The organism is Mycolicibacterium houstonense, assembly GCF_900078665.2.
Lineage (GTDB): Bacteria > Actinomycetota > Actinomycetes > Mycobacteriales > Mycobacteriaceae > Mycobacterium > Mycobacterium houstonense.
Genome location: NZ_LT546219.1, coordinates 1 through 835, shown reverse-complemented (window position 1 = coordinate 835; position 835 = coordinate 1). Strand labels below are relative to the sequence as shown.

Annotated in this window: 1 protein-coding gene; it reads right to left on the bottom strand. The window is 70.9% G+C overall.

Annotated elements, in window-relative coordinates; all coding sequences use genetic code 11:
* On the bottom strand, positions 1 to 835 hold an 835-nt coding region (locus tag BN4332_RS32655; RefSeq protein ID WP_200820487.1), incomplete at both ends, for a lysylphosphatidylglycerol synthase transmembrane domain-containing protein.

Sequence of the window (835 nt, the reverse complement as noted above, 5' to 3'; positions counted from 1 at the left end):
ACGCTGGCCCACAGGGCCAGGGCCGCCCCGAGGGTGGTGCCGGCCGCGCCCAGCACGATCAGGGCCAGCCGTTGCGGTTCGCGGGCCAGCTTGATCAGGTCGTCGGCGACCTCTTCGAGTTTGGGCCGCACCGACGAGGCCAGCCAGCCACGCAGCTTGGGCACGGCGAGGAAGGCGCCGACCAGCCCAAGCGCGAGGCCGGCGATCAGGTACAGGATGGTCGAGCTCGGGACGAAGTGCGACAGGTCGGCCGAGGCGCCGGCCACGGTGCTGAACAGGATCAGCAGGATCACGTGCACGATCACCTGCACCGACTGCTGCAGGGCCACCGCGGCGGTGGCCCGCATGGTGCTCAGCCCGCCCTTCTGCAAGAACCGGGTGCTCAGCGCCAGGCCGCCGACGCCGGCGGGCGTGGTGGTGGCGGCAAAGGTGTTGGCCACCTGCATGATCGACAGGTTGCGGAAACTCACCAGCCCGTCGGCGCAGGCCCACAGTGCGGCCGCCGCGCCCACGTAGGTCAGCGCGGAGACGGCCAGCCCGAGCAACGCCCAGGGCCAGTTCATGGTGCGCAGCTCCGAGAAGAACGTCGGCACCGTGCTGATGAACGGGTAGGCCACATAGACCAGGGCGACCAGCAGCACCAGCTGGATCACCTGGGTCCGGGTGAACCGGGTGATGGTCTCGGCCTGGATCTGGTCGGCGCCGGTCTGGTGTTTGACCTCGTCGCGGGCGGCGGTCATGACGGCCTTGGCGTCGGGTACCTCGGCGCGCACCCGGGCCGGCACCGCCGACTTGGTCAACCGGCGCGACGCGGTGAGTACCGCGTCGCGGCCGA